Origin of the sequence: Lentisphaera profundi (assembly GCF_028728065.1) — a bacterium.
GTDB lineage: Bacteria > Verrucomicrobiota > Lentisphaeria > Lentisphaerales > Lentisphaeraceae > Lentisphaera > Lentisphaera profundi.
Window position 1 is genome coordinate 1,875,768 of sequence record NZ_CP117811.1, and the last position, 25,848, is coordinate 1,901,615.

Annotated in this window: 21 protein-coding genes; 17 read left to right on the top strand and 4 right to left on the bottom strand. The window is 39.6% G+C overall.

The window, feature by feature from the left end; genetic code table 11:
- The first annotated feature begins 20 nt into the window (after positions 1-20).
- From PQO03_RS07430 to PQO03_RS07445, 4 genes are all read left to right on the top strand, one after another.
- On the top strand, positions 21-1,358 hold the full coding sequence (locus tag PQO03_RS07430; RefSeq protein ID WP_274149199.1) for a DUF1552 domain-containing protein: 1,338 nt from the start codon (positions 21-23) through the stop codon (positions 1,356-1,358).
- Between the two features lies 1 nt (position 1,359).
- A complete protein-coding gene (locus PQO03_RS07435) occupies positions 1,360-3,897 on the top strand; it encodes a DUF1588 domain-containing protein (RefSeq protein WP_274149201.1) in 2,538 nt (845 codons plus the stop codon).
- Between the two features lie 891 nt (positions 3,898-4,788).
- Positions 4,789-6,030 (top strand): ammonium transporter, encoded by a 1,242-nt coding sequence (locus PQO03_RS07440; protein WP_420792858.1) that lies wholly within the window; start codon positions 4,789-4,791, stop codon positions 6,028-6,030.
- 14 nt (positions 6,031-6,044) lie between these two features.
- Positions 6,045-6,386, top strand: a complete 342-nt coding sequence (locus tag PQO03_RS07445; protein ID WP_274149205.1) for a P-II family nitrogen regulator — start codon at positions 6,045-6,047, stop codon at positions 6,384-6,386.
- 959 nt (positions 6,387-7,345) lie between these two features.
- Here PQO03_RS07445 and PQO03_RS07450 read toward each other — a convergent pair.
- Complete coding sequence (locus tag PQO03_RS07450) at positions 7,346-7,870, bottom strand: hypothetical protein (RefSeq protein WP_274149207.1); 525 nt, start codon at positions 7,868-7,870, stop codon at positions 7,346-7,348.
- Positions 7,871-8,242: 372 nt separating this feature from the next.
- Here PQO03_RS07450 and PQO03_RS07455 point away from each other — a divergent pair, with 372 nt between their 5' ends.
- Complete coding sequence (locus PQO03_RS07455) at positions 8,243-9,511, top strand: alkaline phosphatase D family protein (protein WP_274149209.1); 1,269 nt, start codon at positions 8,243-8,245, stop codon at positions 9,509-9,511.
- Between the two features lie 95 nt (positions 9,512-9,606).
- Here the strand turns inward: PQO03_RS07455 and PQO03_RS07460 are convergent, their stop codons facing one another.
- A complete protein-coding gene (locus tag PQO03_RS07460; RefSeq protein ID WP_274149211.1) occupies positions 9,607-9,810 on the bottom strand; it encodes a hypothetical protein in 204 nt (67 codons plus the stop codon).
- A 386-nt stretch (positions 9,811-10,196) separates the two neighbouring features.
- Here PQO03_RS07460 and PQO03_RS07465 point away from each other — a divergent pair, with 386 nt between their 5' ends.
- Positions 10,197-12,386 (top strand): OsmC domain/YcaO domain-containing protein, encoded by a 2,190-nt coding sequence (locus PQO03_RS07465; protein ID WP_274149213.1) that lies wholly within the window; start codon positions 10,197-10,199, stop codon positions 12,384-12,386.
- Between the two features lie 45 nt (positions 12,387-12,431).
- Positions 12,432-12,983 carry a DUF924 family protein gene (locus PQO03_RS07470; protein ID WP_274149215.1) on the top strand — a complete coding sequence of 184 codons (552 nt, stop codon included), beginning with the start codon at positions 12,432-12,434 and terminating at the stop codon, positions 12,981-12,983.
- Positions 12,984-13,788: 805 nt separating this feature from the next.
- Here the strand turns inward: PQO03_RS07470 and PQO03_RS07475 are convergent.
- The gene (locus PQO03_RS07475) at positions 13,789-15,039 is read right to left on the bottom strand and encodes an integron integrase (RefSeq protein WP_274149217.1); all 1,251 of its coding nucleotides are present in this window, start codon (positions 15,037-15,039) and stop codon (positions 13,789-13,791) included.
- Between the two features lie 37 nt (positions 15,040-15,076).
- Positions 15,077-16,270 (bottom strand): integron integrase, encoded by a 1,194-nt coding sequence (locus PQO03_RS07480; protein WP_274149219.1) that lies wholly within the window; start codon positions 16,268-16,270, stop codon positions 15,077-15,079.
- A 530-nt stretch (positions 16,271-16,800) separates the two neighbouring features.
- Between PQO03_RS07480 and PQO03_RS07485 the strand changes: the two genes are divergently transcribed.
- From PQO03_RS07485 to PQO03_RS07530, 10 genes are all read left to right on the top strand, one after another.
- Complete coding sequence (locus PQO03_RS07485) at positions 16,801-17,253, top strand: hypothetical protein (protein WP_274149221.1); 453 nt, start codon at positions 16,801-16,803, stop codon at positions 17,251-17,253.
- Between the two features lie 642 nt (positions 17,254-17,895).
- Positions 17,896-18,243, top strand: coding sequence for a DUF6331 family protein (locus PQO03_RS07490; RefSeq protein ID WP_274149222.1), 348 nt, complete (start codon positions 17,896-17,898; stop codon positions 18,241-18,243).
- Between the two features lie 132 nt (positions 18,244-18,375).
- Positions 18,376-18,582: a type II toxin-antitoxin system VapB family antitoxin gene (locus PQO03_RS07495; RefSeq protein ID WP_274149224.1), complete on the top strand. Its 207-nt coding sequence runs from the start codon at positions 18,376-18,378 to the stop codon at positions 18,580-18,582.
- Positions 18,582-18,971, top strand: a complete 390-nt coding sequence (gene vapC, locus PQO03_RS07500; protein ID WP_274149226.1) for a type II toxin-antitoxin system VapC family toxin — start codon at positions 18,582-18,584, stop codon at positions 18,969-18,971. Before PQO03_RS07495 ends, vapC begins: the two co-directional genes overlap by 1 nt.
- 82 nt (positions 18,972-19,053) lie before the next feature.
- Positions 19,054-19,905 (top strand): DKNYY domain-containing protein, encoded by an 852-nt coding sequence (locus tag PQO03_RS07505; protein ID WP_274149228.1) that lies wholly within the window; start codon positions 19,054-19,056, stop codon positions 19,903-19,905.
- An 81-nt stretch (positions 19,906-19,986) separates the two neighbouring features.
- On the top strand, positions 19,987-20,325 hold the full coding sequence (locus PQO03_RS07510; protein ID WP_274149229.1) for a hypothetical protein: 339 nt from the start codon (positions 19,987-19,989) through the stop codon (positions 20,323-20,325).
- A 749-nt stretch (positions 20,326-21,074) separates the two neighbouring features.
- On the top strand, positions 21,075-22,244 hold the full coding sequence (locus PQO03_RS07515; protein WP_274149230.1) for an IS91 family transposase: 1,170 nt from the start codon (positions 21,075-21,077) through the stop codon (positions 22,242-22,244).
- A 344-nt stretch (positions 22,245-22,588) separates the two neighbouring features.
- Complete coding sequence (locus tag PQO03_RS07520; RefSeq protein WP_274149231.1) at positions 22,589-23,164, top strand: ankyrin repeat domain-containing protein; 576 nt, start codon at positions 22,589-22,591, stop codon at positions 23,162-23,164.
- Between the two features lie 72 nt (positions 23,165-23,236).
- The gene (locus tag PQO03_RS07525; protein ID WP_274149232.1) at positions 23,237-23,563 is read left to right on the top strand and encodes a hypothetical protein; all 327 of its coding nucleotides are present in this window, start codon (positions 23,237-23,239) and stop codon (positions 23,561-23,563) included.
- 452 nt (positions 23,564-24,015) lie between these two features.
- Positions 24,016-25,185, top strand: coding sequence for an IS91 family transposase (locus tag PQO03_RS07530; protein WP_274149233.1), 1,170 nt, complete (start codon positions 24,016-24,018; stop codon positions 25,183-25,185).
- The last annotated feature ends 663 nt before the right edge of the window (positions 25,186-25,848 follow it).

Sequence of the window (25,848 nt, forward strand, 5' to 3'; positions counted from 1 at the left end):
ACTGATTAATTGGTGGCATTATGAATAATTTAAACCGTCGAGATGCATTGAAGACAATTTTGGGAGGTTTTGGCTCCATGGCTCTTAGCTCAAATCTGTATTCACAATTAGCTCCTCCAAGTAACCTGTCCACTAATTTTTCAGGTGGTCCCAAGCGCGTGATATTCTTTCTCCAAAATCAGGGTTTCGAACCAAAGACATGTATTCCCCTGGGCATGACAAGTAGTGGCTCTCTCGCTAACGCTACTTTACCGGAACCCATAAAAGCACTTCAGCCCTACCGGCAAAAAATGCATATCATTAACGGTTTACACGGAAAACATACCTCCCCCAATCACAGTGCATTTTTTGGTGCATTAGGTGGCTATCGAGGCGCAGATGGTGTTCCCCCCAGTGCCTCCACAATCGATTATGAATTGAGTCGAGTCTTACCCAAGACGCTTCTTCCTCACTTGGCTATTGGGATGGACTCCTTAGGAAATATGAGCGCTAAGCCTACTATAGCCACCTTATCAGCCAGTGGTGCCGGCCAGCCTATTTTCATGTATTCCAATCCCTTGCATTTATATAAATTACTCTATGGTGGTCTCGCAACGGGAGAGCTTAAAAACCAGCATGAAGCCCACTCATCAATGCTCAAGAGTATTGAGCATATTGCTCGGACAAGCGGTGTAGGTTTACCCGCTTATGACAAAAACCTTTATAGCCAATTTACAAAAGGTTTTGAACAAATGAATGGATTGAGAGCGCGCCTCGATAAAGCCTCAGGTGACTTGGCTCAATTCGCGCCGAAACTAGATAAACTCTATACAAATCCAACTTTCGAGACTGATTGGCATGATAGGCTGCTAGATTTAGGGATTTCAGCACTGAAGTCTGGAATGACTAATGTCTTAACTATTGGCTCAGGCAGAGGCGAAATTTTTGGGTCCTGGAAAGGGCTTGGGGTGGAGAAGCAAGGTCATAACTTAGGTCATATGCCTCAGCATGATAATCCGATTTGGATTAAAATACGACAATACAATTCACAAATGTTAGTCAAACTCATTCAGGAGCTCGAGAGCGTTCCAGAAGGAAGCGGCACGATGATGGATAATACACTCATAGTCTACACGAGTAACAATGCTGACAAGCAGCATACTAAGGGTGAGACATGGCCATTTATTCTAATAGGCGATTGTAACGGTGCTTTTAAGACCGGTCGTTTTACTCAGCTTGACGGGACTCGTCCCATCAACGCTTTATATACCTCTATTCTAAATACTGTAGGTGTGAAGACCGCGCGCTTCAATATGTCAGAGAAAATGGCGGCGCGCTATGATTCTTCCACAGGTCCCTTAAAAGAAGTGATTGCTTAATATGCGAAAATATTTATTCATTGGTGTACTGTGTTTAGCTATCAATACAAGCGCAGCAGAAGTTTACTCTCCAGGGGAACACATCAATAAGAGTTTCAAATCCTACGGATTCGATTTCATTGATAACAATTGTACTGTTTGCCATGATGATGAAACTCCAAAAGGTGATTTAAACCTACTTGACTTGGGACCTGTAGATGAAAATAACATCGGTCTATGGAAGTCAATTTGGGCTCAGGTAGCGCTTGGTGAAATGCCTCCTAAGAAAAAAAAGAAACTCACTACAATTGAAAAGCTTGAGTTCTCCGATTGGGTACGCCAGGAGATGGAGCAAGTCATGAAAGATAAAGGGGGTTTCCACGCTCACAAAGCTCCGAAGAAGGGGAACTTTATCAATCATGATTTATTATTTACGCCCCAGATTGATGGACTAAAATTAAAACCCACCGCCTCACCCAAACGCATTTGGCGAATCACACCTCAAGAACATATCACTAGACTGAATGTGCTGATTAACAAAGAACCCAAATACGATCCATCGAAGCCGGGTCTCCGTACATATGGCGATGCAGTGCCTACAAACCATGGCGGCGAACTCAAGCTCTATTTTGGAGTGGATAGAATTACCGCTTGGCAGGGTGGTACAGTAGCTTATGCTACTGCAGTTAAGAGTGTTCCTGTGGTATTATCCACGATGCGTAAACATGGCTTTGCGAGTTACGCTGACATGCATGGTGTCAATAGTGCTGAATCGACTCAAACCCTCAATAAGGCTAAAGATATTTTAAAGTATATGGCCTATGGTCCTGAAAGCCTCGTTTCAAATCCTGCCCAGATCACCGACGACCCTAAGACCTATGAAAAAGTTAGGACCGAAGGTGATCTTCGAGGTCTTCCTTCTTCGATTACTTATTCGACTAAAATCCTGCGTCCGCTGACTCCGGTCTATGATTTATTTAAGGATCCTAAAAAGAAAGCATCTGAGCAGGAGATTCGAAAAACGATTACTTACTTATTTGAAATGCTTACCTTTCGTTCCCCTACCACGAAGGAAATTGATAAGTATTATCAAGTCGTCAATTCAACCATTTCGCAATTGGGCCAGAAAGAAGGCTTGATGATGGGGCTGACAGCTATTTTCCTCGATCGAGATGCCCTTTTTCGTACTGAGTTGGGTGAGAAATCACGCGCGGATAAAGATGGTCGAATCCTGTTGCAGGACGCAGAACTAGGCCTCGCACTGAATCATGCGCTTAGTTATCTCAAACCAGATGCCATTTTGCAAAAAGCTATTGAGAATGGTAAGATGCGAAGTCGTGAAGATGTGAAACGCGAAGTGACTCGTATGCTTGAAAACGAGAGTTTTCGCAAGCCACGTATTTTACAGTTTTTTCGTGAGTATTTTGACTATGATCTAGCGGGTTATATTTGCAAAGATGATAAGGCTTTAGCCGCTACGGGAATCGACAAGCGAGCGGCAACAAGTTATTATCAGTCCTTGTTTTATGCTTCTGCCAGTACTGATCGTTTGGTTGAGTTAATTCTTGAGGAGGATAAAGGTGTACTTAAGCAACTTCTCACCACACAGAAATTAGTCGCTCATCCAAGGGACGCCACCTTTTTCGGTCAATTCCTTGAGCTTTCTGAAAAGCCTAAAGTAGATCCCCAAATAATAGCTCAAGAGAAGTCGAAGCTCGTGGCGATTGATGCTGAAATGAAACAACTCAAAAAGCAGCTTAAAAAGCTTACCGACAAAAGTGAGAAGGATAAGGCAACTAAACACATAAAAAAATTGTCCAAGCAGAAAAAAAACATTCTTGAAAAGCAAAAATCATATAATAAGCCAGGAATTGCAAAAGCAGAATTCTCTGGCAAAGAAATCTTTGCTCGTTTGGGACGTCGCTCTTTCGGAAAAGGCTTTATGGATGAAAAAAGACTTTTGACCACTGCGCCTAAGGGACAAAGAATGGGCATCTTGACCCATCCTTCCTGGTTGATTTCTCATTCTGATGCCATGGATAATCACGCCATTCACCGTGGAATATGGATTCGTGAACGTTTGCTAGGCGGAGGTATTCCCGATGTACCCATCACGGTAGATGCGCAACTTCCAGATGAACCGGGCACCACTCTGAGATCTCGCATGCGCGTCACTCAAAAAGAGTATTGCTGGAGTTGTCACGATAAAATGGATCCACTCGGTTTAACTTTTGAATCTTATAATCATCTAGGTATGTTCCGTAAACTTGAACACGGCAAACCTGTTGACACATCGGGTGAAATAATAGATTCAGGAGACGACTCTTTGGATGGCCCCGTTGCTAATGCCTTTGAAATGATCACTAAGCTTGCCAATAGTAAACGCGTCGAGCAAGTCTTCGTCCGACATGCCTTCCGATTCTGGATGGGCAGGAACGAAACCGTGCACGATGGACCCGTTCTTCAGGCCGCACACAAGGCTTACCAAGAGAGTGACGGCAGCATGAATGCCCTACTCGTTTCACTTCTTACTTCAGATGCTTTCCTATATCGTAAGTAAGCTAATCCTCATACTATTAAAAAGTGGCTTAGTTGATCTAATGAATTTAAGTTCTATAACTAGGCGATGCATCCGGCGATCTATATGAGAACTGATAATTCTTAGCTAAATCAATTCATTCAGCTACCTAACTCTCAAAGGGTGTATTTTTCGATATACACCCCTTTTTTATCTGCCTATGTGGCAACACATTTTTCATCCGCCCGTGTGGCAATCGCAACCCGCTGTTAAGGCTATATATACCCCTCCTTTGTGTGTTTATCGCAGCATAGGGACTCCGTCCCCTTCCCTGCAAGGTGTGCCCACCTTGGGAGGCGGTAAAAAAAATAAAGGAATGCCCCCCCTTTTTATCCGCCCGTGTGGCAACACCTCCCCGTCGGAGTGAGGCGATATAATCATCCCTTTGTTTACAGTAGTCTTGGGACTCCGTCCCCTGGCCTACAAGCTGTGCCCTCATTGAGAGGCCATGAATTTATTTCATCCGCCCGCGATGGCAATCGCAAGCCGCTGTTAAGCGATATAATTCTCCCTTCCCTTTTTCATCTGCCCGTGTGGCAACACATTTTTCATACGCCTCTGGGCTTCACCTCTGCTGTTGGAGAACACCCGAATTCATAAGAACTTTTATGTAACTATATAAATCACATGAACGTAAAAAGAATTAAACTATATATTTAATACATAAAACGTAATCAAATACGATTTACAACACTCTGAGTACTAAAATATTACCCAAAGTCACAATAAGCGGATAAATGGTTGATTTTTTCCATACAAGCCCTTATCTAAGCACTCTTAATTCGCCCAAAAGTGGCAAAATCGTAATGAAAATAGGAACTCCAAATGCTAAATGTTAAAAAGGGCTACATCATCGCTGCCCTAACGTTTTTTATGAGCTTAAGTACTAGTGCACAGGACGCCACAAGCGAAGCTAATAATGCTCTCGCTGAATCATCAGATGCTTTATTCATCTTACTTGGTGCGATCATGATTTTATCCATGCACGCAGGTTTTGCCTTCCTCGAAGTTGGTTCAGTCCGCAAAAAGAACCAAGTCAATGCACTCAATAAAATTTTGTGCGAATGGTGCTTTTCTACTATCGCCTATTTATTCATTGGTTACCCACTTGCTCGCGGCTTAAATTTAGTCGGCTCAATTAGCGAAGTTAATGCTGCCAATGGCATCGAATATATTAGATTTTTCCTCTTTCTAGGTTTCGCAGCCTGTATTCCTGCAATCATTTCAGGCGGTGTTGCTGAGCGAGCCAAATTTTGGACCAATTCAATTGCCGGTATTATTTTTGTTGCCGTCATTTACCCATTGATTGAAGGTGTTACATGGGGGAAATTCAGCGATACACTCGCCAGTTCTGATGGCTGGTTAGCGACTCAATTTGGTGCTCCTTTTCACGATTTTGCGGGTTCCGCAGTAGTTCACGGTACAGGTGGTTGGTTAGCGCTTCCCGCCATTATGCTTCTTGGTGCTCGACTCAAACGCTATGATAAAAATAGTTCTATTAAAGTGAGTAGCATTCCCTTTTTAGCCTTGGGTAGCTGGATCCTTATCGTTGGCTGGTTTGGCTTCAACGTCATGAGTGCCGGTGCAATCAAAGATATCCAAGGTCTTGTTGCCATAAACTCGCTACTTGCAATGGTTGGTGGTACACTTACCGCAATGTTCATCTCTCGTAATGATGCTGGCTTTGTTCACAATGGTGCCTTAGCAGGACTCGTTGCTGTCTGTGCAGGATCCGATTTATATCACCCTTTAGGTGCCTTAGCAGTGGGTGCTATTGCCGGCGCGATTTTCGTTATTCTTTTTGATATAGAAACCAACAAATGGAAAATTGATGATGTATTAGGTGTTTGGCCTCTACATGGTGTTTGTGGCCTCTGGGGTGGAATTGCCGCAGGTATTTTCGGCCTAGAAAGCCTTGGTGGTCTTGGTGGCGTTAGCTTTATGTCTCAACTCCTTGTCAGCGTCGCTATTGCACTCGTCTCTTTCATTGCCAGTTTTATTGTTTACGGCCTTTTGAAAAAAACCGTAGGCATCCGTCTCAGCGAACAGGAAGAACGCATTGGTGCCGACCTCAGTGTTCACCATATTGAAGCTAACCCTGAAGAAGCACTTTAAGAGGAGTATATATTATGAAAATGATTACAGCTATAATTCAACCTGAAAAACTTGACCAAGTTAAAGATGCACTTTTTGAAATCGATGTGCAACGCATGACTGTCAGTCGCGTTCGCGGATGTGGTAAGCAAGGGGGATTCGAAGAAAGTTACCGTGGTCAAATCCACAAAGTTAACTTATTAGATAAAGTTCGAATCGAAATTGCCGTCAATGAAGAGTTTGTTGACCCCACTATCAGAGCCATTATTGATGCTGCAAAATCTGATGTAATTGGTGATGGCAAAATCTTTGTCACTAACCTCGAGCAATGCATTCGTATTCGCACTGAAGAAAGTGGTGAATCTGCCATTGGTTAATTAAGCCGATATGATTTTAGAGGGTGTATTTTTCGAAATGCACCCTTTTTTTATGGCTCTGGGACTCAGTCCTTTTTCCCATCCGCCCGTGGTTGCAACACTTTTTTATCCGCCCGTCTGGCAACACCTCCCCGCCGGAGTGAGGCGATAGAAAAAATTCATCCGCCCGTGGGGCAACACCTCCTCGCCGGAGTGAGGCGATATAACCCCTCTTTTTGTTTTCCATTCCTCTGGGACGCCGTCCCCTTCCCTGCAAGGTGTGCCCACCTTGAGAGGTAGTAAAAAATAGGTGAAATACACCCCTCTTTTTATCCGCCCGTGGGGCAACACCTCCCCTCCGGAGTGAGGCGATATACTCATCTGTGTGTTTTTGCAGTCTTGGGACTCCGTCCCCTTCCCTGCAAGGTGTGCCCACCTTGAGAGGCAGTAAAGAGAAAAATTAGGTGAAATACACCCCTCTTTTTATCCGCCCGTGGGGCAACACCTCCCCTCCGGAGTGAGGCGGTATAATCATCCCCTTTTTATTTCATAGCAGCATAGGGACTCCGTCCCCTTCCCTACAAGGTGTGCCCACCTTGAGAGGCAGTAAAGAAAAAAAACAGGTGAAATACACCCCTCTTTTTATCCGCCCGTGTGGCAACACCTCCTCGCCGGAGTGAGGCGGTATAATCATCCATACCTTTTTGTTTTTGAAGAACTGGGACGCCGTCCCCTTCCCTGCAAGGTGTGCCCACCTTGAGAGGCAGTGAAAAAAATAGGTGAAATACACCGCTCTTTTTATCCGCCCGTGTGGCAACACCTCCTCGCCGGAGTGAGGCGGTATAATCATCCATACCTTTTTGTTTTTGAAGAACTGGGACGCCGTCCCCTTCCCTGCAAGGTGTGCCCACCTTGAGAGGCAGTGAAAAAAATAGGTGAAATACACCCCACCTTGAGGGGCAGTGAAAAAAACTCTAAAACTACGTATTTGCCTCAGTTCTGATTGCGTCGATATCATCGAGGTAATCCATGTAGTGATGATGAACGCCATCAACGAGGAATCCCCATTCGCCTTCTTTGTCACCGGTATGAACCAGTGACCACGTATTGGGCTCAATAGATTTTACGCAATGATAGGTATCCGCATTGATCATATTTGAATCGAAAGGCTTCACAGTTTTCTGTCCTGCCTTGGTCTCTTCAACATAACCACCACTGAGGATTGTTGAACGTCCTGCCCAGGGATGATTATGTAAGTGCTTATCATCATCAGGCTTAAGGAAATGATGAAGTAGCAAGCTATTTCTTGATGAGTAGGAGCCCTTGGTATTGGTCTGTGGCTTATTGACCCAAAAACGCACTAAATAAATCTCATCATTATTGCGTCCCAAAATTTCTCTAAACCAATCCTTTTGCATCGATTGATGTGCAAGATCAATCCAATAAGGACGATCCTCTTTTTTTACTTCTGTATTGAGGTAGGCAATATATTGTTCGCGATTCATGTTTTTCCTTTAAAAAATTTGCGTATAATACCACAAATCTCAAATAAGACTAAGGAAAATAGTCTCTTATCTACTGTGTTTTTCAATATACTTTAATACGTATGATTTTAGCATGTAGATGACCATGGAGAAATAAGGGAAACCTCCGACCTTACAAAAACACTTAGCCCATTAATGTGATGTTATTTATTTAGCTTAATTAAAAGGACTTTGTCGTTATTTTTCAGGTACTAGTAAAAGTTCCGCGTATGAAGTATTAAGAATACTCCCCTAGTTCTTGCTAATGATTTAATTAGCTCATTCATGCCCAGAGCTAGGCTAGCTTTTCTTTTACCCGCGTTTATGCTAAATAAATCTTATGGGATAAAAGAAATGAAAAAAATAAGCCTGCTTCTCCTAGCTCTACTTTGCTTTAGTATTTTACCGTCTTGCAACACACTTCCTGACTCCATGAATGCTTATACAGGTCCCATGCTCGGCCATGTCGATCAAGATCGCGCTCTGATTTGGTGTTCTTTAGAAGCTAAAGGCTCTATCAATTTAAAATTTAGTGAAGATAGTGAACTCCAAAATTCCAAAATCCTCAGTATTGACGACTTTGAAGTGGGCACCATTGAGCTTAAGGACTTAAAACCTAATACGACGTATTATTATCAATTACTCACAAGTAAAGATTCAAAGCCTGCTATTTATAGCTTTAAAACGGCTGCTAAAAAAGAGGATAGCAAAAAGCTGCGCTTTCTATTTTCATCCTGTTCTGGTCGTCAGGCTAGTGATGAGGCTACGACTTGGAATGAAATTGCCCAAGTCAAGGGACTGGATATGATTTTCCAACTCGGAGACAATCATTATGCCGATACCACTGACCCGAAAGTCATAAGTCAAAATTACATGAGTCGCAGAAAGTTGGATGGTTTTGTACGTTCTACTACTAGCGTCGCCACATACGGGATTTGGGATGATCATGACTTTGGACCTAATAATTCTGATAGCCAGACACCGGGTCGCGAAGGCTCATTAGAAGTTTTTAAGAAGTTCTGGGCCAACCCTTCTTATGGTGAAGCCAATAATCCTGGAATTTATTTTAGCTTTCAGCGTGGTGATGTTCAGTTTATTTTTCTCGATAGCCGTTATCACCGCACGCCCAACAAGAGCATGAAAGCCAATGATCCTAAGAAAACTTTATTGGGTATAAAGCAGTTTGAATGGTTGGAGAAAACTCTGCGTCTTTCCAAAGCAAAAGTGAAAGTTGTCGCTTGCGGTAGCGAATTCCAAACTCATGGCTCAGGGGATGGTTTCTCTGGCTTTAGGCACGAGCAGAATAAAATTCTTGATCTCTGTAAAGAAATCGAAGGAGTGATTTTATTATCGGGTGATCGTCACTTCACCGCCGCTTATCAGATTCGCGGAGAAACACTTGAAATCACTAGTGGTCCACTTGGCAGTAAAAACTCAAACGCTAGGAAAACACCGGATATGTTTATTAAACATAGCAGTGGAAAAATGTATAGTATTTTAAGTATTGATACCAGCGAAAACGAAGCACGTATTGAGCTCGAAATCTTTCAAGTCGCTAAGGGAAAAATTGAAAGCCGCCAGTTTAGCTGGGCTGAAATCAACGGCAAAAAAAGAATTAAATAAGCCTCAAGAGCTTTCAGTAATATCATAGCTACTTAATGACGTATTCTATCCCTAAAATACGCAGTAAAAGAATGTGAAATCCTTTAGCAAATAATTTACTTATTGGGCTTCCAGCGAGCAGCATCCCAAATGGACCAAATATGAACAATCCAACCCATGAAAATCACCCAGAGTAAGGCACACATCACAAAGTGAATGTCGGCAGACATCAGTCTGCCTTGAACTAACTGACCTAAGCCTGGAATGAAAAAGCTACATACTGCCGCAATGACATTCGCAGTTGATCCTTGATTAGACATAATGAATCCTTATTATTATTTTCAAAAACTTAGCGCAAAAATGCATAAACACAAGAAAACTAGCCTAATTCAGATAATCCACTTCACCCTTTTTGCGGCTTGCGCAAACCCTCATAAGCATTGCTCGAGTCCTAAAATAAAATTTCCTTTAAGCTATTAATCCGACATTGAATTAGATTGAGATGACGACCTTTAATTTGACTCATGGATTCAATCTATAGTGTCGCCAAATTAATAGCTCCCGTGTATCCATACTTATCCGCTCGTGTGGCAACACCTAAGATAAGTGTAAGCCTTTACTAAAAGTAAGAATTACTTTTAGTAGGTAATCCCGTCAAAGTCATCTATACTGCCCTAATTAATAAATATTAGGATAAGATGAGCTCATGGAAATCAACGTAAAATTTTTAGAAAACCTCCGACTCGAAGCCAAATTTGATGACTTTTCGCTTATTGCAGATCAACCGATTCGCTACAAGGGTGATGGCTCCGCACCTGGTCCTTTTGATTACTTTCTCGCTTCATCCGTTTTATGTGCGGCCTACTTTGTTCGCGTTTATTGCATAGATCGCAATATCCCTACTGATGATATTCGACTCTCGCAAAACAATATTATTGATCCTGAAAATCGCTATAAGCAGACTTTCCAAATCCAAGTTGCCCTACCCGAAGATATGTCGAAAAGCCATCGCGAAGGCATTCTCCGTTCTATCGAGCGCTGTACTGTAAAAAGAGTTGTTCAAGAGAGTCCTAATTTCGTCATTGAGACTGTCAGTAGTCTCGCCAAAGATAGTGGCCTCGTCTACGAAAGTGAATCTGCCCCTGATGCAAGTACTGAGTTACTTGGCAAAGATCTTCCACTGGAACAAACTATTGCAAACATGACCGATTTATTGTCCTCTATCGGTATCAAGATTGAGATTTCCTCTTGGAGAAACATCGTTCCTAACGTTTGGTCAGTACATATCCGCGATGCTGCCTCACCGATGTGTTTTACTAATGGTAAAGGCGCTAGCCGCGATAGTGCGATTTGTTCTGCCCTAGGGGAATACCTTGAACGTGCTAGCTGTAACTTCTTTTATAATGACCACTTCTTCGGTGAAGATATCAGCTCACGTGACTTTGTTCATTACCCCAATGAAAAATGGTTTAAAGCTGGTCCCAATGATGATTTACCCGAAGGCTTAATGGATGAGACATGCCTAGAGATCTATAACCCTGAAAACGAGCTCAAGTCCTCCAATTTGATTGATGCTAATTCAGGTCAGGTGGAACGTGGTATTTGCGCCCTTCCCTTTGAACGCCACTCAGATAAAAAGACAGTTTATATCCCCGCCAACCTCATTGGCAATCTCTTTGTCAGCAATGGAATGAGTGCCGGAAATACTTTGAATGAAGCTAAAGTTCAATGCCTCTCAGAAATTTTTGAACGCGCGGTAAAAAAACAGATTATTGAAGAAGAATTAAGTTTGCCTGACGTGCCTCAAGAAATCATTGAAAAATTCCCGAGCATTTTGGCTGGCATTACTGAGCTAGAAAGCCGTGGCTTCCCAGTCTTAGTCAAGGATGCCTCTTTAGGCGGTCAGTTCCCGGTCATGTGTGTGACTCTGATGAATCCAAAAACTGGCGGCGTCTTTGCCTCTTTTGGTGCTCACCCAAAATTCGAAGTTGCTTTAGAACGTAGTCTGACTGAGTTACTCCAAGGAAGAAGTTTCGAAGGTCTCAATGACCTCCCTGCTCCGACTTTCAATAGCATGGCCGTCACCGAGCCAAATAATTTCGTAGAACACTTTATTGACTCTAGTGGTATTATCTCCTGGCGTTTCTTTAGTGATAAGAATGATTATGACTTCTGTGAGTGGAACTTCGATGGTACAACTGAACAAGAAAATGATTATCTCATGAACATTTTACATGAGCTCGACAAAGAAGTTTACATATCAATTCACGAAGACCTCGGTGCTAAAGCCTGTCGTATACTCGTCCCGGATTATTCCGAGATCTACCCGATCGAAGATCTCATTTGGGACAACAGTAACAAGGCACTAGCTTTCCGCGAAGATATCTTAAACCTCCATAGCCTCGATGATGAAGCACTCACTGAGCTTGTAGAACGCTTGGAAGAAAGCCAACTCGATAATTACACACTCATTTCTGGCCTCATTGGCATCGAATTTGATGAAAATACCCCTTGGGGAAAACTCGATATCGGTGAATTAAAGATCCTTTGCTACTTGGCTCTCAAACAATATGAGAATGCTAATGAATTGATTTTTGACTTCATTAACTTTAACGATAATACCACTGCCAGAAGATTATTTTATCAAGCACTCAACGCCGCACTAGATGTCACTCTTGATGAAGAGGAAGAACTCTCTGATTACCTTTCAAATATGAGTCGCATGTATGGCACCGAAAACATGGCGAGCGTCGTTGGGTCCATCAATGGCGATGTACGCTTCCACGGCCTCACAAAAACCAGCATGAAACTCGAGGGGCTCGATAAGCATCACAGACTGATTGAGAGTTACGATAAACTTCACCAAGCCAGAACTCGTATTGCCAACAAGCTTTAAGCTCATTATTCTCGCCGCATGAATTTGGAGAGGAAAAAATCACAAGTGATAGGCCATAATAATTATGATGATGTTTTATCTTTTTGGTTCCACGAAATAGAACCCGCAAAATGGTGGCTTAAAGACATTCATTTTGATGCACTGATTAAGCATCGTTTCTTAGCTTTGCATGAGCAAGCTAAGAAATGCGAACTCTTTGAATGGCGGGATTCCGCCAAGGGACGCTTAGCTGAAATCATAGTTTTAGATCAATTTTCGCGGAATATCTTTAGAGATTCACCTCAAGCATTTTCAGCCGACCCCTTAGCTTTAGCTTTGTCACAAGAAGCCATCTCACTGGCTAAACACAAAGATCTAAATCAAATAGAGCGAAGCTTCCTCTATATGCCCTACATGCATAGCGAATCTTTGAGTATTCACGATATCGCCGTAGAGCTTTATACAGATAATGGCATCCAATCAAATTTAGATTTTGAAATTCAGCATCGAGATATCATTGAAAAATTTGGCCGCTACCCTCATCGAAATTCAATCTTAAATCGTCTTTCGACAGCTGAAGAAATAGTGTTTTTAAAACAAGCAAACTCTTCATTTTAATTGCATATCAGCAGGGCGTGAAACTCTGTGTACACAACCATGATATCATTGCCACTCCGACACATTAATACCCCTCCTGTAACTGCTATGAAGAAACCTTCTTCGATCTATTAATCTAGCTACGTCGAGCACCTGCTTGCATATCCTCCAAAACAACACCTTCTTTTTTCAACCACCGCCCTGGGACCGCGGGCGTCTCGCCCGCACAAGCTACATCACTTGGGTACGCCGAGCACCTGCTTGGCATCTCCTCCAAAACAATACCTTCTTTTTTCAACCACCGCTCCGGGAACGCGGGCGTCTCGCCCGCACAAGCTACATCACTTGGGTACGCCGAGCACCTGCTTGGCATCTCCTCCAAAACTAAGTCCTTTTTTTTCATCCGCCCTCAATAACAACCTTCCCGGGACCGCGGGCGTCTCGCCCGCACAAGCTACATCACTTGGGTATGCCGAGCACCTGCCTGGCATCTCCTCCAAAACTAAGTCCTTTTTTTTCATCCGCCCTCAATAACAACCTTCCCGGGACCGCGGGCGTCTCGCCCGCACAAGCTACATCACTTGGGTATGCCGAGCACCTGCCTGGCATCTCCTCCAAAACAACACCTTCTTTTTTCAACCACCGCCCTGGGACCGCGGGCGTCTCGCCCGCATACTACCTCCAAAATGCCTGATGCCTGATGCCTGATGCCTGATGCCTGATGCCTGATGCCTGATGCCTGATGCCTGATGCCTGATGCCTAATGCCTGATGCCTGATGCCTGATGCCTGATGCCTGATGCCTGATGCCTGACTCCTCTTAAAACCTACAACTTATCAATCGGACTCGTCACATTGAGTTTATGAACGCCCATAACATGTGTATAAATCTGTGTTGTACTGACATCACTATGGCCAAGTAACTCTTGCAGCACACGTATATCATAACCATCTTCTAGAATATGCGTCGCAAAACTATGCCTCAGAGTATGAATAGTTCCGGCCTTCACAATTCCAGCTTTGCGCAAAGCTTGCTTATAGGGTCCCATAATATATTTACTCGAGACGTGATGCCTCCGTATTATATCGGCCCGTGGATCCACAGCTAGATTCTCCGCAGGAAAAAGCCAAAACCAGCCCCATTCCTTTCCCGCGTTAGCATATTTTTTCTCCAAGGCATGAGGTAAATAACAACCCGCCACATTATTAGCGCGATCCTCATCGTATAACTTACGAATGCGCTCTAACTGGAAATCTATTGCAGGCAATAAACTGGCTCCCAAAGGAACCTCTCGATCCTTATCTCCCTTTCCTCCACGAATGGTCAAACACATGCGTCCCCTATCCACATCCTTAATGCGTAAACGATAGGCCTCACTATGCCGTAAACCTCCTCCATAAATCAATCGCACCATCAGCAAAGCCACCCCTTCCGGCATATTGGCAATCAAACTCTTCACTTCCTCTCGACTATAAACCAAGGGTAACTTCTCTTTGCGTACCGCACGAACCGCCTGCGATAAATCACCTAATTCGATTTCTAAAACATAGCGAAAAAAGAATACTAAAGCATTGAAAGCCTGATTTTGAGTCGATGCGGCTACGCCCTTCTCTACGGCCAAATGACTTATAAAACTAGAAACTTCTTGAGCATCAAATGCACCTTCTTTATGAAAATGTAAATAACGCTCTACCCAAGATAAGTACGACTGCTCCGTTCGATAAGACTTGCGCTGAACCCGCATCACTTCCACCATTTTCTGAAGCAATAAGTCACGATTTTCACTCTCCGATTTAGCCGATGATAAACTAAGTGGTTTGGGTACGCTTGCATCCGTTTGCCTTCTCCAGTACACATAATGACGAATCGCTTTTCCTGCCTGCATCACTTTCCATGGTTCTTCACTACAGCTCAAATTATCGATGAAGCTATTCAAAGCACCTGGCTCCCAGGGATCTAGCCCTCGAGCTTTACAGAACTGACTGAAGCTTTCGATCCAACGGGGATAATACTTCCTTTCTTTTTCATCCACTTTAAGTGAACTCATATACTCCATGAAATCTATCATCTTAGCCATACCAAACCTCCACAGTTCATATTACTTTTCTACTTTCTTAAACCTTATCTAAAGGACTTTTAGGATGCACTTTCCCGACCTTTGCCAACTTGCTATAAATCATCGTAGTTTTTACATCCTGATGGCCCAGCAAAGTCTGCACCGTACGAATATCATAGCCATCCTCCAACATATGTACTGCAAAACTATGGCGTAAGGAATCTAAATTAGCTTGATTCTCTATCTCTTTAGATTTGAGAATATTTTTGAACGCATGCCGTAAATGCCAAGGGTGATAATGCTCTCGTATCAAGGATTGTTTATCGGACCCAATTTTGAGTATAGCTGAGGGAAACAACCAAAACCATTTCCACTGTTTAGCTTCACCTTCCGCCAGCACATACTCATCTGGAAGCCTGACCATCGCATTCTCTATTGCTTGATCTGCGTTATATAGCATCTTCACTTCCTTAATATGAGCCTTCAGTTCTTTAAATAAACTTTCAGGAAAAATAGTTTCACGCTTCACTGCTCCCAAGCTATCGCGTATCAACAAAATCTTTTTCTTGAAATCCAGATCTTGCATTCGCAGTTGATAGCATTCACCACTACGTAAACCCGCCCCATACATCAACTTTGCAACTAATAATTCCGTTCCTGCTAGTTGCTCAAAGATTATTTTTAGTTCTGCATAACTAAAAATTGTAGGTAAGTGATGTTTTGATTTTGCCTTTAAGATTCTAGGTAATTCTCCCGGATCTTTTTCTAATACATTTTTATAAAAATAACTCAAGGCTGCTATTGCCTGGTTTTGTGTGGATGCTGACACACCTTGATCAGATACGATAAAAGTAATAAATATTTCAATATCCTTAATAAGCCAAGACTGTTCTTTCCCATTGTATTTTAGAAAGCGTCTTACCCAATTAGCATAACACTCCTCAGTCCGTCTAGAACGTTGACCATGGCGCAGATGAGCTCGCATTTTTGATATCAATGCCTCTCTCCTCTCTTCTGATTGACCTCGTCTCCAGTAACAATACTTCTTTACCGCATCCTCTGCCTGAATTACTTGCCACTCTGAACGTCGGAATCCTAAATCACTTTTATAAGTTATTAGACTCGCATCATCCCAGTAATCTAATCCTCTATCTTTACAGTATTTCGCATAGTGCGACACCCAAGAAACATAGTGATCTAACTCTTTATCTGCTACATATTGACTCTGAAGAAATCGTCGATATTGCTTCATATAAAACCTCCAAAATAACATTCCATTCCATAATTATGTGAGTACTCACATAATTATGGTTCTAAGCCTTTCCTGAGCTCAATTTCCTCATCTAATTTATTATATGGATGCTCCAATATCAAATTTTCAGCCTATTTCCATCCAAAAATACATATCTGCTTAGTTAGCTCATATAATTATTTTTCATAATTCGTTAAGTACTCAACTAATACACTAAAAGTTTATTATTTAATCAACTTTCATGACCAGCTCCCCTAACACAAGCTTGCAAATAAATGCTAGCCATATTATTTTAATTGCACATCGAGATATGGGACTGGAGGTCAATTATCATATACAAATACTGCATTTTTTCAGATAAGTGTTCTACACTTTTCATGCGGAGCCTGTCTTGCCCCAATAGCATCATTAGTTCAGTACTCACCAAAAGGGCCAGAAAACACATATCTTCACTAAATTTAAGCCCTAATCCTAAAACACAGCAGTTCACATGAGCTCGCTACCAATTATAATGTTAGGAAAAGGAACAAATGAAAATAAATTATAAAGCAACTGCATTAGCTCTATCTGTTGGGTTTTCTTTTTTCACACTCTGTTCTCTTCAATTTTATGATATCGGTGACACGCTACATGATTCATGGGAAGAAGAACAGAAATTTAAATATGAAACATATGCTCCTGATAATTTATCAGGTACCATTGAGTATCTTGAGCTAATTGAAGAAGGAAATATTTTACATAAAAAGAACATCCCTTTATCAAAAACTCAAGAATGGAAAGAATCAAAAACTAAGATCGATAAGTATACTCAAAACATTAAAGATCTTGAAACGGAACTAGCTTTCCATAAGCAAGCCACATCAAAAATCCGTACGCAGTTATCAAAGATACAATTACGGAATTCTATGATTGGGTTATTAATCATCATAGGGTCACTCATATTCGGTATGATAGGCAAAAAACAAAACAACAACGAATCCTAACCATGAGCTGCAGTGAAGATTCTCGCCAAGGCTCAAATCTCACTAATCTCGGTCGTTAGCTAATAAAAAATGAAAAGCATAAAAAAAGCATTCTGGTTTATTCTAAATTCTTTATTTTTCAGTGAACACTCGATAAAAGAAATTCAGGATAAGAAACTGAAGAATAATTTAAACAAGAAGTGCACCGAATGCAATGGGACAGAATTCACAAAATGTCCTCAGTGCAAAGGAAAAGGTAGACCTTATGATTGTCCACACTGTGATATTCAAACATGGGGAAAAGTACCTTGTGAGAACTGTTCTGTAAATATAAAAAAAGAAAACCAAAGCTAACCATGAGCTGCAGAGGAATTTCTTCGCTTCGCTCGAAATCCCTAATCTCGGTCGTTAGAGTAGAAAAAAAATTGCATAGAAACGACAGTCAATAAATCGCAGATGCACACATTTCATCTTATCGGAACCAAAGAATTTTAGAACAAAAGTAGAATATAGAATTATGCGAAGTCAGCAATTAATTGAATCAAATCTTGAAAAATAAATCGCTAATTATCAACAATTAAAAAACTCTAACCATGAGCTGCAGTGAAGATTCTCGCTTAGGCTCAAATCTCACTAATCTCGGTCGTTCTACATAAATAAAATATGAAATTCCAACATCCATTAAACACCCTTATTACCAGTTGTGAAACAATCTGTTTATCTGATTGTTGTGGCATAGATGCATACGACTTTTCTCCAATACATATTGCTTCTTATTTAATTTCCACAACAGGAGGAATAGAAGACAAAGAATTGGAAGAATTAAGAAATCAGTTAAAACAATTAAGAGAAACATGTGGTACACAGAATCACACTGCGCAGAAAGTAACAATAGAAGAAATCAATCAAATCTTAACCCCACAAGATTTAGATCAATTAATTGATGAAATAGAAAATAATTTAGAATTTGCTATCGAACTAATTAATATAACTGAAGAAAAACTAAAGTAGAACCATGAGCTGCAGTGAAGATTTTCGCCTAGGCTCAAATCTCACTAATCTCGGTCGTTATATGATAATAAAAGTTATCAATTTGACTATACACACAGAAAGATGTATTATGTGTATAAAAGGAGATTTAATATGTCACGAACGAATATTGTACTAGATGATGATCTAATCGAAAATTGCATGAACCTCACTGGTTTAAAAACAAAAAAATCATTAGTCGATTATGCATTAAGAGAATTAGTACGAAAAAACAAGCAAAAAAGACTACTAGAGTTACCTGGAAAAATTAACTGGGAAGGTTCATTAGAAAAGACTCGTAACCACAGATTTGATTCCTAGTGGTACTAGTAGACACAAGTGTTTGGATTGACTTCTTTAAAAGCAAAGAAACACCGCAAGTAGAAAAATTAAAATTAGCTATATCAACTAATCAAGATGTTGCTATATGTGGTGTAATACTCACAGAAGTATTACAAGGAATTCGTAATAATAAAGAACATGATTTAGTAGAAGAAATATTTGAGTCACTAATGTATCTGGAAATGGATAAAGAAATTTATTTAGAGGCATCCAATATTTATCGAACACTAAGAAAAGAAGGTATCACCATAAGAAAACCGATTGACTGTATGATTGCAGCAGTTGCTCTTCATAATAACATTCCACTGATTCATAATGATAAAGACTTTTATCCAATTGAAAAGAAATTTGGATTATTCGCATATTAAAACATATAACCATGAGCTGCAGTGAAGATTTTCGCTTAGGCTCAAATCTCACTAATCTCGGTCGTTAGAAGGAAAAAAAAAAATGAATAACTGGACACATATATCAATGAGTTATTGGACTGATGGAAATTCAGTTTATTTACAAGGTGAAAAACTTCGTGGTCAAATAGATATAAAATCCTTTAAGCCTCTAAGTGATAATTATAGTAAAGATATAAATAGTGTATGGCACTCTCTTCATGTAATTAAGGGCGCTGACCCCAAGACATTCAAAATACTAAATCATATTTTCAGTCACGATAAAAACTTCATATACCATTTTAGTGTTAAGTTAGACGAAGCAGATCATGACACTTTTCAAGTACTTGATAACGGTCTAGATAATAACGCTGTAAATTGGGAATCTACTGTAGGTTATGCAAAAGATGCAAATAACGTTTTCTCTATCAGTTCTGCTACTGGCAAGGCCAGTATAATAAAAAATGCAGACCCCGCAACATTTATATCTTTTGGTAATTCCTATGGCAGAGATTCTAAAAATGTTTTTTATGAACGAGCAAAAATTGTTGGTGCCGATCCTCTTTCATGGCGACCTCTATCGCTACCATATAGTTGCGATAAAAAACATGTATACTACGAAAAAAAACGTGTAAAAGGTGCAGACCCATTTACATTTGAAACGCTAACTGATCCTTCTCTTTATGATAAAATAAATTGGTGGGGTCGAGATGTAAATGGTTATTACCGAGTAGGAGAGCCATCAAGATCATATGCTTATCAACAAGATTTAAAATCATCTATAGAAGTTTTACAAAAGCATTTGAAAAACTTCCAGGATGGTGAAAAAGACCGTTATTTCACAGAATCTATACTACGTATAACTAATCCAAAACAATGGATTGAGAATTGTGAAAAAAATGAAATCAGAGGCTGAACTTCTAACCATGAGCTGCAGAGGAATTTCTTCGCTTCGCTCGAAATCCCTAATCTCGGTCGTTAGATAAGAAAAAATAAAATGAAAGACATTACTCAAATACATTCAGAAATCCTTAATCTCCCAATAGATGAAGGTACAAAAGAAGGCTTAAAAAACCTAGATATCCATGATCAATTATGGGTATTTCTGAGTATTGCTATAAATCATGATTTAAAAGAAAATCCTGATTTAGACAATTTTACTAAGAATCGGAAAAGTCCTTGGGAAAGTGATAATCAATTAGTAACACAAATATGGAATCACATCATTTCACCAAAGAACAAACGTAACTTAGAAAAACGATTGAAACAAAAGATGAACCAAGCCGCTACTGAAATAACAAACACCGCATATACGCAATTAAAACACAATATCTAACCATGAGCTGCAGTGAAGATTCTCGCTTAGGCTCGAATCTCACTAATCTCGGTCGTTCTGTAAAATAAATTATAGGACAAGAAACGAGAGTCCAAAGAATCGCAGATGCACACATTTAATCTTATCTGAACCTAGAAATTCTAGAGCAAAAGTTGAATCCTCAATTTAGAATTATGCGAAGTCAGCAATAGTCTTATAGAAATAAAAAATGAAAAGAAACAAATACAGAACCATGAGCTGCAGTGAAGATTTTCGCTTAGGCTCAAATCTCACTAATCTCGGTCGTTATGTAAGAAAATAAAATGATATATATTTTACTATTCATATTCTATAATTTAGCAACTTTTGTTTATATTGTGGCAAGCCTTAATCTAGCTGGATTGAAAGCAGAAAGGGATGGAGTGAAAGAGGTTCCTAGCACATCAATTTTCCCAGTGATCCCAATAATCCCTTTAATCTTTTTGTTATTTACATGGTTACTAAACTATGATTCGACAAAGATCGGATTTTGGTTTTTCGGTATTCTCCATAGTCTTCTTGTAGTGGGCTCAATTTGTACCATTGCATATGTTCAACGAAAAATAAAAAACAATACATAACCATGAGCTGCAGTGAAGATTTTCGCTTAGGCTCAAATCTCACTAATCTCGGTCGTTGTACTAAAATAATGGAAAAAATGAACCTAATTTAAACACTAATTTGACATATAAAGATTGATGTTATTTCTTATCTATACAGAGGTAAGAAAGATGGAAACGAGAACAGAACATAGTGTGGGAGAAATCTTCAGACGTTTTGGTCAAACTTATGAAGGCAATCATTCTTTATTAAAAGAACAACGAAAAACACTACAAGATATAGCTATGTGCCGGACAGCCTATCTTGGAGGACATAATGAAGTATGTTGTAAATGCGGAAGTGAACGACCCGTCTATAATTCATGCGGGAATACCAATTGTCCAATGTGTCAGGGAATACGTCGAAGAAGATGGTTAAATGAACGACTCGATGAATTACTCCCTGTATCTTATTTTCACAGCATTTTCACTCTGCCCCATGAACTGAATCCTATCGCAAGATTTAACCAACGAGAAATTTATAATTTACTGTTCAGAACTGCTGCAGATAGCTTACTTCACCTGAGTAAAAAATATCATGATTCAATACCTGTAATTATAGCGACACTTCATACCTGGGGCCAAGATTTATGCCTCCATCCTCACGTACATATATTGGTCACAAGTGGAGGAATGAAAAAAGATGGAACATGGAAAGCAGGAAGAGAAGATTATTTATTTGACATTTTTGAAGCCTCCGCAGAATTCAAAAAACGATTTCTCCGAAAACTCAAGAGTCTCTATAAACATAAGAAGTTAGTTAACACACAAGATTTCACTGAAATATATAAAATCATCGAAGGAAAATCTTGGGTCGTCAATATCCAAAAACCATTCTCAGGAGCTGAAGTAGTGGTCGAGTACTTGAGTCGTTATGTTTATCGAAGTGCAATAGCGAACAGTAGAATTACGGCAGTTGAAAATTCATTCATAAGTTTTGATATCAAAGATTATAAAGATTTGGACGAGAAAGGAATTGCTCGACATAAAGATATCAGAATGAAACCCCAGGAATTCATCAGAAGATTTATGCAGCATGTACTTCCTAAAGGATTTCGGAGATCAAGATTTTATGGCCTTTTTGCAGGAGCTCAACGAACTACCAGTAAGGAATACTGTAAGATACTCTTTGCTGAACTACTAAAAGAATTCAAAGCTAACGAAAGATTCAAAGATGAAGCTTGGCAACCCAAAGTCTGTGATTGCTGTGGTAATAGTGATTTTAAACGTGGAAATGACCTTCAAAATGAAAGACCTCCACCAATACTCTTTCATTATAGAAGGGGGAAATTACATGCATAAGAGTCCAATCAGAGCGTTCAGGCTCCCTGACAAAAAGCACTTATATCAAAAGTGGCTATTTAGCTCTTTTTATAAGACAACAAGCACTCAAATCCATAGAAATGTAAGACTACTGCTTCTCAAAACTTTTGAACTCTATAAAAAGCGCCTAATCACGGTGACTACATCGCTAATGTTACCTTGTTTAACAAGACAAAAACACTTAGTTTAGCACCATAGAAAATATGGACCCATCAATAATTGAAACCAAGTACAACCAATCGTTGGAACTGATCTTCTCGCTTAGGCTCGAACACAGCTCAACTCGAACGTTAGTTTAAAATAAAAAACCATAAGGATATTGCATGAGTAAAAACATTTTTAATGCAGCCGGACGTGGAAATATAAAAGAATTACAAAGATTTATAAACAAAGGAATCGATGTAAATTCAGTTACAGAAAACGGATTATCTCCCTTATTTATCGCCTCAGAATTTGCTCATGTAGAAGCGATACAATTTTTAATTGACAATGGAGCAAATATTCACCATAGAACCAACAGAGGTTTTACTCCTCTACTACAATCCTGCAATAGCTCAAATATAAGAACGATGAAATGCCTAATTGAAAACGGTGCTGATCTCGATGCTTTAACTGAAGATGGTGAAAATGTTTTAATGCTTGTATCCCGACACGGACGATTAGAAACTGTTAAATTTTTAATCGAGATAGGGTTTAAGATTACTTATGTTGATCCAGATGGTTACACTCCTTTGATCTACTGTGCCTATAATTTGAATTCGGGTGATGAGATAGCTAGGTTTTATTTAAAAAACGGCCTAGATATAAATCATAAAACAAAAGATGATAAAACTTTAGAGTCTCTAGCAACAAGTATACCAAACACAAAATTGTTGGACTTTTTGAAACAACAAAACTAACCATGAGCTGCAGAGGAATTTCTTCGCTTCGCTCAGAAATCCCTGATCTCGGTCGTTCGGTAACAATAAAAAATGAATAATATTCCCTTTTTAAAAAACAATTCACAGGTCTCATGCCCATATATCAAAAGTGATATTATTGATTACTTGGAAATTGAAGAAAGAAGAAAAATCATTCATGAAGATTTAAAATTTGTAAGAACCGCAAAGTATAAAAAAACTAAATATTGGCTTTGGCAATTTTTCAAAAAAGATAAGTATTTAGGTTGGGTAATTGTGAATTCATTTAAACGATTCATAATTTTAGAAAATCACGAAGTAGCATCTTGGGGAGATAAAGACTGGGATGCAGAAAAACTGATTATAGAATATCACAAAATTAATATAGAAAAGAAATAAACCGAACCATGAGCTGCAGTGAAGATTTTCGCTTAGGCTCAAATCTCACTAATCTCGGTCGTTCTGTAAATATAAATAGGAGGAAATAAAATGATAGGATTTATTGGAGGTCCTGAAATTGTAATGTTATCAATTTCATCCACGATACTAGGTTTGTGGTTATGGTCCTTAATTCATTGTATTATAATACAAAAATTTATCTAGTACAATGAAAGTCATAGGAGTAATTCTAATCGTAACTTTATCTCTTCTTGGGAGTCTAATTTATTTAGGATTACCAAGAGAGGAATAATAAAACAGAACCATGAGCTGCAGTGAAGATTTTCGCTTAGGCTCAAATCTCACTAATCTCGGTCGTTGTACTAAAATAATGGGGAAAACGAACCTAATTTAAACACTAATTTGACATATAAAGATTGATGTTATTTCTTATCTATACAGAGGTAAGAAAGATGGAAACGAGAACAGAACATAGTGTGGGAGAAATCTTCAGACGTTTTGGTCAAACTTATGAAGGCAATCATTCTTTATTAAAAGAACAACGAAAAACACTACAAGATATAGCTATGTGCCGGACAGCCTATCTTGGAGGACATAATGAAGTATGTTGTAAATGCGGAAGTGAACGACCCGTCTATAATTCATGCGGGAATACCAATTGTCCAATGTGTCAGGGAATACGTCGAAGAAGATGGTTAAATGAACGACTCGATGAATTACTCCCTGTATCTTATTTTCACAGCATTTTCACTCTGCCCCATGAACTGAATCCTATCGCAAGATTTAACCAACGAGAAATTTATAATTTACTGTTCAGAACTGCTGCAGATAGCTTACTTCACCTGAGTAAAAAATATCATGATTCAATACCTGTAATTATAGCGACACTTCATACCTGGGGCCAAGATTTATGCCTCCATCCTCACGTACATATATTGGTCACAAGTGGAGGAATGAAAAAAGATGGAACATGGAAAGCAGGAAGAGAAGATTATTTATTTGACGTTTTTGAAGCCTCCGCAGAATTCAAAAAACGATTTCTCCGAAAACTCAAGAGTCTCTATAAACATAAGAAGTTAGTTAACACACAAGATTTCACTGAAATATATAAAATCATCGAAGGAAAACCTTGGGTCGTCAATATCCAAAAACCATTCTCAGGAGCTGAAGTAGTAGTCGAGTACTTGAGTCGTTATGTTTATCGAAGTGCAATAGCGAACAGTAGAATTACGGCAGTTGAAAATTCATTCATAAGTTTTGATATCAAAGATTATAAAGATTTGGACGAGAAAGGAATTGCTCGACATAAAGATATCAGAATGAAACCCCAGGAATTCATCAGAAGATTTATGCAGCATGTACTTCCTAAAGGATTTCGGAGATCAAGATTTTATGGCCTTTTTGCAGGAGCTCAACGAACTACCAGTAAGGAATACTGTAAGATACTCTTTGCTGAACTACTAAAAGAATTCAAAGCTAACGAAAGATTCAAAGATGAAGCTTGGCAACCCAAAGTCTGTGATTGCTGTGGTAATAGTGATTTTAAACGTGGAAATGACCTTCAAAATGAAAGACCTCCACCAATACTCTTTCATTATAGAAGGGGGAAATTACATGCATAAGAGTCCAATCAGAGCGTTCAGGCTCCCTGACAAAAAGCACTTATATCAAAAGTGGCTATTTAGCTCTTTTTATAAGACAACAAGCACTCAAATCCATAGAAATGTAAGACTACTGCTTCTCAAAACTTTTGAACTCTATAAAAAGCGCCTAATCACGGTGACTACATCGCTAATGTTACCTTGTTTAACAAGACAAAAACACTTAGTTTAGCACCATAGAAAATATAGAAATAACAACAATTGAAACCAAGTACAACCAATCGTTGGAACTGATCTTCTCGCTTAGGCTCGAACACAGCTCAACTCGAACGTTAGTTGAATAATAATAAAAATGAAATGACAACATAACGAAATTATAATATATGGTTTTATCAACTATTAGCAGATACATCATCTAATGAGTGATAAGCCAAAAATAACAAGAAAATCGCAGATGCACGAAGTGTTGTAACGCACAATCAGAATGAGACTCGTAATTGCGAGTTCTAGAATATCGCAGATACATGAAGTTAGAAAGAGCTGAATCTACAATCAATGAATCAACGCCCTACTCACTCAACTCTAAAAAACGAACTAAGCGCCTATTAACGGAACTAACAACAACAATGATCAACGGTGGGGAACAACTAACCATGAGCTGCAGAGGAATTTCTTCGCTTCGCT